A 5,431-nucleotide genomic window follows, 5' to 3' on the forward strand; every position below is an offset into this window, starting at 1 on the left:
GACTTAGCGTGCGGACAGAGCGGCAACGCCACAAGATCTGCGATGCCGGGCGCCAAGAGGTGGTGTCGAGCTGCCACCGACGGGCTGAATGCGTATAAAACGCCCTTCGAGCGGAGCGGAGCGGAGCGGCGTGTATGGGTGAGGGGAGCAAGGCGTTGCCGCGCGGGGGCTTGAGTGCGTGTGTCGTTGCGCGAGAGTCGCGGCACGGGCTGGGGTGGCACGCTGCTTGCGGGGTGGCGGCGGTCGGGTGATGGTGCGGTTGGTGACGGTGTCTCCCGTACGGGAAACTGGGTTTGATTCTCGCGACCCTGACCTCAAAAGATGTCTAGTTTCGCGCCCAGCAGCGGGGCCAGGGCGGCGGAGTACGTCGTGGTCATGTGGTTGGAGTCGCGGTAGACGAGCAGGTTGCCGACCACCGGCGGGCACACGTCGGTGCAGAACCAGGTGATCGGGTTGATCACCGTGGTGCGCGGTCGTCCGGCGTACGCCAGGAAGACCTTGCGTTGCTCCGGGCCGCGCAGCGCCGAACGCAGGCTTCGGGTGCACTTCCCGGCGTGGCCGGCGTTGGCCGGCTCGGCCAGGCATTCCGGCACCGGACCGCCCATGTACGGGGTGTCGGCGATCGCCACCACCCGGGCCCCGCCCGCGGTCAGCCGGGTGAACGTGCGGTCCCAGGCCGCCCGCCACTGGCCCGCCACGTCCGGCGCGGGAGCCGCCGGCCGGTAGTTGAAGCTCGACCCGACCACCACGAGGGCGGGCTTCAGCCGGGCGATCCGGTCGAGCGCCGAGCGGTGGAAGGCCAGGCACTCGGTGTAGGCGCGCTTGAGCGTGTCGTGCCAGACCGCGAGGTCGGCCGCCGTGCAGGAACTCTTGGTCAGCTCGACGAGCTGCCAGTGCCGTCCGATCGCGAGCTTCTCCATGGCCGGGAACCATTGCGCCGCATGGGAATCGCCGTAGAGCACGACCGTCTCGCGGCCGTTCGGGTCGCCGAAGACGCACCCCTCGGGAGCCGTGGTGACCGGGGTGTCGGCGTGGCAGCCGATGTCCCAGACCCGCGGCCGGTCCCGCGCGGCCTTCGTCAGCTTCGGCGTGAGGTTGGCGGGCAGCGCGCCCATCTTCCGGCTCGCGTCGATCGTGCGGGCCAGCTCGGCCGCCGGGTCGCTCGCCGACGCCAGCGTCGCGCGCAGGTCGGCCCGGTTCCCGCCGGCCCGCACGTCGTGCGGCAGGAACGCGAGCAGCACCGCGACCGCGGCCACGGCTCCGGAGAATCCCGCGCCCTGCCACAGCGGCCAGCGCCGGTGCCGGAGCGGGTTCTCCACGAGCCGGTAGGTGATCCAGGCCAGGCCGAGCGCACCCGTCGCGAGCAGGACCTTCTGCCACCACGCCGAGGCCGGGACGATCAGCAGGACCGGCCAGTGCCACAGGTACCAGCCGTAGGACAGCCGGCCGACCGCCTGCATCGGCGCGAGGCCGAGCAACCGGCCGGTTCCGGCACCGGCCGCCGCGATCATCGCGACGGCGCCGGCCACCGGCAGAAGAGCAAGCCATCCTGGGTACGCCGTGGAATCGTCGAAGATGACCGCGGCGGTGAGGATCGCGGCCAGCCCGGCCCAGCCGAGCAGGGGGTGCCGGGGGATCCGGCCGGCCGCCAGCGCGAGCAGCGCCCCCGCGCCCAGCTCCCAGGCCCGGGTGTGCGGCCCGAAGTAGGCCCACGGCGCCGAGCGGGCGGTCTCGGTGACGCTCAGCGTGAACGAGACGACCACCAGGACGGCGAGCACGGCCACCAGCGGCCGCCGGCGCTTCCAGAGATACGCACCGGCCAGGATCAGCAGTGGCCAGACCAGGTAGAACTGCTCCTCCACGGCCAGCGACCAGAAGTGCTGGAACGGCGACGGCGACTGGTCGGCGCGCAGGTAGTCGGTGCCGGCCTCGGCGAACCGCAGGTTGGCGACGTAGCCGGTGGCGGCCAGCGCGTCCGTGCAGAACTCGCCGAGCCGGGTCAGCGGCAGGAACAGCCGGGCCGCCAGCAGCGTCGCGATGAGCACCACGGCGGCGGCCGGCAGCAGCCGCATCGCCCGTCGGGCGTAGAACCGGGGCACCGAGATCCGGCCGGTCTGCTCGGCCTCGCGCAGCAGCAGCGAGGTGATCAGGAAGCCGGAGATGACGAAGAAGACGTCCACACCCACGTACCCGCCGGACAGGAACGGGACGCCGGCGTGGGCGGCCACCACGAGGAGCACCGCGATCGCGCGAAGACCCTCGATGTCCGGGCGGAACGAGTGGCCCGGCAGGACCGAGGCGGGCAGCGAATCGCGCTGGCCGGGAAGCGGGCGGGGGCGACTGTCCAGGGCTGTGTTGCGCACCTGATCCCAACGCCCGCGAGGGCGGCCAGGACGCGTGCGTCGCAACTTCGGCCTCGCCGTGGTCGTTGCTCATTCGTGACCGCCGAGATCGTGAACGTCCCGCCGCCCCGGGCCGAGGCCGATCCGTCGGCGCTGTCCACGCCGGTTCCGCGGCCGGTCGACCGGCCCTGGCGGGCGGTGCTGCTGCGGTGCGTCCTGGTGCCGCTGATCGTGCTGGCGCCGCTGCTCACCCTCACCCCGTCGGCCGATCACCGATTCAACGTGTACGCCAACGGCGGCCTCTACGGCGCCAAGCCCTGGCTGCTCGTCCAGAACGCGTTCACGACCGTGCCGATGTTCCTCGACCTGGGCAACTTCCGGCCGCTCGGGCGGATCGTCGAATGGTCCCTGGACGTGGCCGTCTTCGCGCTCACCGCGCTGGTCGGCCTGCCGGTCAACATCGGGCTGCGGCTGGTCTCGTCGGTGTCGGCGATCCTGCTGACCATCGCCGTGGTGGTCTTCGCCGCCGCGGTGGTGTCCCGCCGCGAGCGGCTGTTCGCCGCGCCACCGCCCGCGCAGCTGGCGCTGCTGCCGTTCGCGGTCGGTGCCGGCCTGGTCGCGGCCGGTTGGGCCAGCACCACCGTGCTGTTCGGCGCGCTCTATCTGGCCACCAGCGCCCTGGTGCTGGCCGTCGCCGCCTGGGCCTGCCGCAGCCGCCGGCCGGGCATGCTGGTGCTGCTGGCCGGGGCCGGGATCGCCGCGTTCAACGAGCTCGCCGTGCTGGCCGTCCCGCTGGCCACCGCCGCCGTCCTGATCCGCAACCGGGTGGTACTCGGGCGGCCGCCGCTGGGTGGCCCGTCGGCGAAGTTCCTGGTGCTGCTCTGGGCCGGTTTCCTGCCGGTGTTCGTGCCGGTGCGGGTGATCGTCTACCTGCGCTGCGCCGGCGGCGGTTGCTACGCCGGTTCCGACCTCGCGCTCGCCGGGGCACCCGCGGGCCTGCCCGGCCGGATGGTCTCCTGGCTGCCGCCGCTGATGTGGGAGCAGGCCGCGCACGGCTTCCCGCGGGTGGCGGCCGCGATTCCCCTGCTCGCGCTGGTCGCGCTGGGCGTGCTCGGTTGGCGGACCGTCCGCGGTCTGCGTCGGCTGCCGGTGCTGGACGTGCGTCAGGCGTACGGAATCGGGGCCGTTGCCGTTGTTCTTCTGATCCTGGGGTCCTCGATCGCCGCGCTGAACACCAACGTGCAGCGGTTCGAGCCGGGCCTGGGCTGGCGGGACAGCGGGCTCACCACGGCCGCCGGAAGCATCCTGCTGCTCGCCTTCTGGCGGCGCTACCTGGTCGTGGTGCTGGCCGGGCTGGTGCTGGTGGCGACGGTGTCGGCGGCGGCCAACAAGGACTTCCGGGATCGGGCCGCGCGCGGGCCGTGGCCCTACCTGCACGACCGGATCGCGCAGGAGGTCGCCGACTTCGACCCCACGCCGGCCGGCAACGTCCGCCGCTGCGTTCTCCGCGACACGTTCGTCCAGACCTCGGCGCACAACAACCAGGGCGCGAGCCCGCGAGAAGTGAGGCGCTTCGACGTGAGTCTCAACCGGGCCACGGTCCTGCTGGCCGGCCGTCCCTTCTGCGCGACGGCACCGCGATGAGCGGGCTCGTGTCGGTGGTCGCGCCGATCTTCAACGAGGGGCCGGGTGTCGAACGGTTCGTCCGGCGGCTCACCGAGGTGCTCGGCGAGGCCGGCCTGCGCTACGAGCTCGTGCTGGTCGACGACGGCTCGTCGGACGACTCCTGGGACCGGATCGTCCAGCAGGCCCTGGTCGACGACCGGGTCCGCGGCATCCAGCTGTCCCGCAACTTCGGCAAGGAACCGGCCGTCCTGGCCGGGCTGGAACACGCGGCCGGCGACGCGGTCGTGGTCATCGACTCCGACCTGCAGCACCCGCCGTCGGCCATCCCGGCCATGGTGCAGCGCTGGCGGGACGGCGCGCACGTGGTCGAGGCGGTCAAACGCAACCGCACCGGGCAGGGCGTGATCGGCCGGCTCGGCGGCAAGATGTTCAACCGGGCGTTCACCGGCCTCACCAAGGTCGACCTCGTCAACGCGACCGACTTCCGGCTGCTCAGCCGCCCGGCGCTGGACGCGCTGCTGAAGATGCCCGAGCACTCGTCGTTCTTCCGCGGCACCAGCAGCTGGATCGGCTTCCGCCGCACCACCATCGAGGTGGACATCGACCACCGGGAGGGCGGCGCGTCCCGCTGGACGTTCCGCTCACTGTTCCGGCTCGCGGTCAACGGGCTCACCTCGTTCACCTCGGCGCCGCTGCACCTGGTCACCCTGGTCGGCCTGGCATTCGCCGGGTTCTCGGTGCTGCTCGGCGTGCAGACGCTGGTCCGCTGGCTGCGCGGCGGCTCGGTGGCCGGTTTCCCCACGGTCATCCTGCTGCTGCTGGTGATGGGGACGTTCATCCTGCTCGGGCTGGGGGTGATCGGCGAGTACCTGGCCCGCATCCACGAGGAGGTCCGCGGCCGGCCGCGCTACCTGGTGCAGGAGAAGTCGGCGCAGTCGGCCACGTCCGCGGTGCCCGAGCAGATGGTGGTCTCGCAGCGTGCCGACCACTGACCTGGGCCGCCTGTTCCGCTACGCGATCAGCGGCGGGGCCAGCGCGGCCACTCACTTCGGGGTGGGTCTGGCTCTCACCGGCGCGGGAGTGCGGCCGGTGGTGGCCTCCACGGCCGGTTTCGTGGCCAGCATCGCCGTCTCGTACGCGCTGCAGCACGCCTGGGTGTTCCGCTCCTCGGCCGGCCACGCGGTGGCCGGCAGCAAGTTCCTGACCGTGACCGCCGCGGCTTTCCTGCTCAACACCGCGGTGCTGTGGGTCGGCACGGAGCTCCTCGATGGCCCGTTCGCACTGGTGCAGGCCGTGGCGCTGGTGGCCATCCCGGTCCTGAACTACACGCTGAACTCGCGCTGGACGTTCGCGTCAGTGCTGGACAAATCTTGAGGCCGGGGTCGCAAGAATCAAACCCACTTTCCGGTACGGGAGACGCGTCACCAACCGCAACATCACCCGACCGCCGCCACCCCGCAAGC

Annotated in this window: 4 protein-coding genes; 3 read left to right on the forward strand and 1 reads right to left on the reverse strand. The window is 72.2% G+C overall.

The annotated features are described in order from the left end of the window. Positions 1–314: 314 nt before the first annotated feature. A complete protein-coding gene (locus tag Ato02nite_RS38200) occupies positions 315–2,363 on the reverse strand; it encodes an acyltransferase family protein (protein ID WP_213011572.1) in 2,049 nt (682 codons plus the stop codon). A 75-nt stretch (positions 2,364–2,438) separates the two neighbouring features. Here Ato02nite_RS38200 and Ato02nite_RS38205 point away from each other — a divergent pair, with 75 nt between their 5' ends. From Ato02nite_RS38205 to Ato02nite_RS38215, 3 genes are read left to right on the forward strand one after another with little or no spacing between them, the layout of a single operon-like run. Further along, on the forward strand, positions 2,439–3,986 hold the full coding sequence (locus tag Ato02nite_RS38205) for a hypothetical protein (RefSeq protein WP_213011573.1): 1,548 nt from the start codon (positions 2,439–2,441) through the stop codon (positions 3,984–3,986). Beyond that, positions 3,983–4,960, forward strand: coding sequence for a glycosyltransferase family 2 protein (locus tag Ato02nite_RS38210; protein ID WP_213011574.1), 978 nt, complete (start codon positions 3,983–3,985; stop codon positions 4,958–4,960). The genes Ato02nite_RS38205 and Ato02nite_RS38210 overlap by 4 nt, the downstream gene beginning before the upstream one ends. Next, on the forward strand, positions 4,947–5,342 hold the full coding sequence (locus Ato02nite_RS38215; protein ID WP_246607934.1) for a GtrA family protein: 396 nt from the start codon (positions 4,947–4,949) through the stop codon (positions 5,340–5,342). Before Ato02nite_RS38210 ends, Ato02nite_RS38215 begins: the two co-directional genes overlap by 14 nt. Positions 5,343–5,431 lie beyond the last annotated feature (89 nt).

It is taken from the genome of Paractinoplanes toevensis (assembly GCF_018332695.1).
GTDB lineage: Bacteria > Actinomycetota > Actinomycetes > Mycobacteriales > Micromonosporaceae > Actinoplanes > Actinoplanes toevensis.

Excerpts from the sequence above, each read along its gene's own strand:
- Ato02nite_RS38210 (WP_213011574.1), top strand. The coding sequence starts at position 3,983 with ATGAGCGGGCTCGTGTCGGTGGTCGCGCCGATCTTCAACGAGGGGCCG.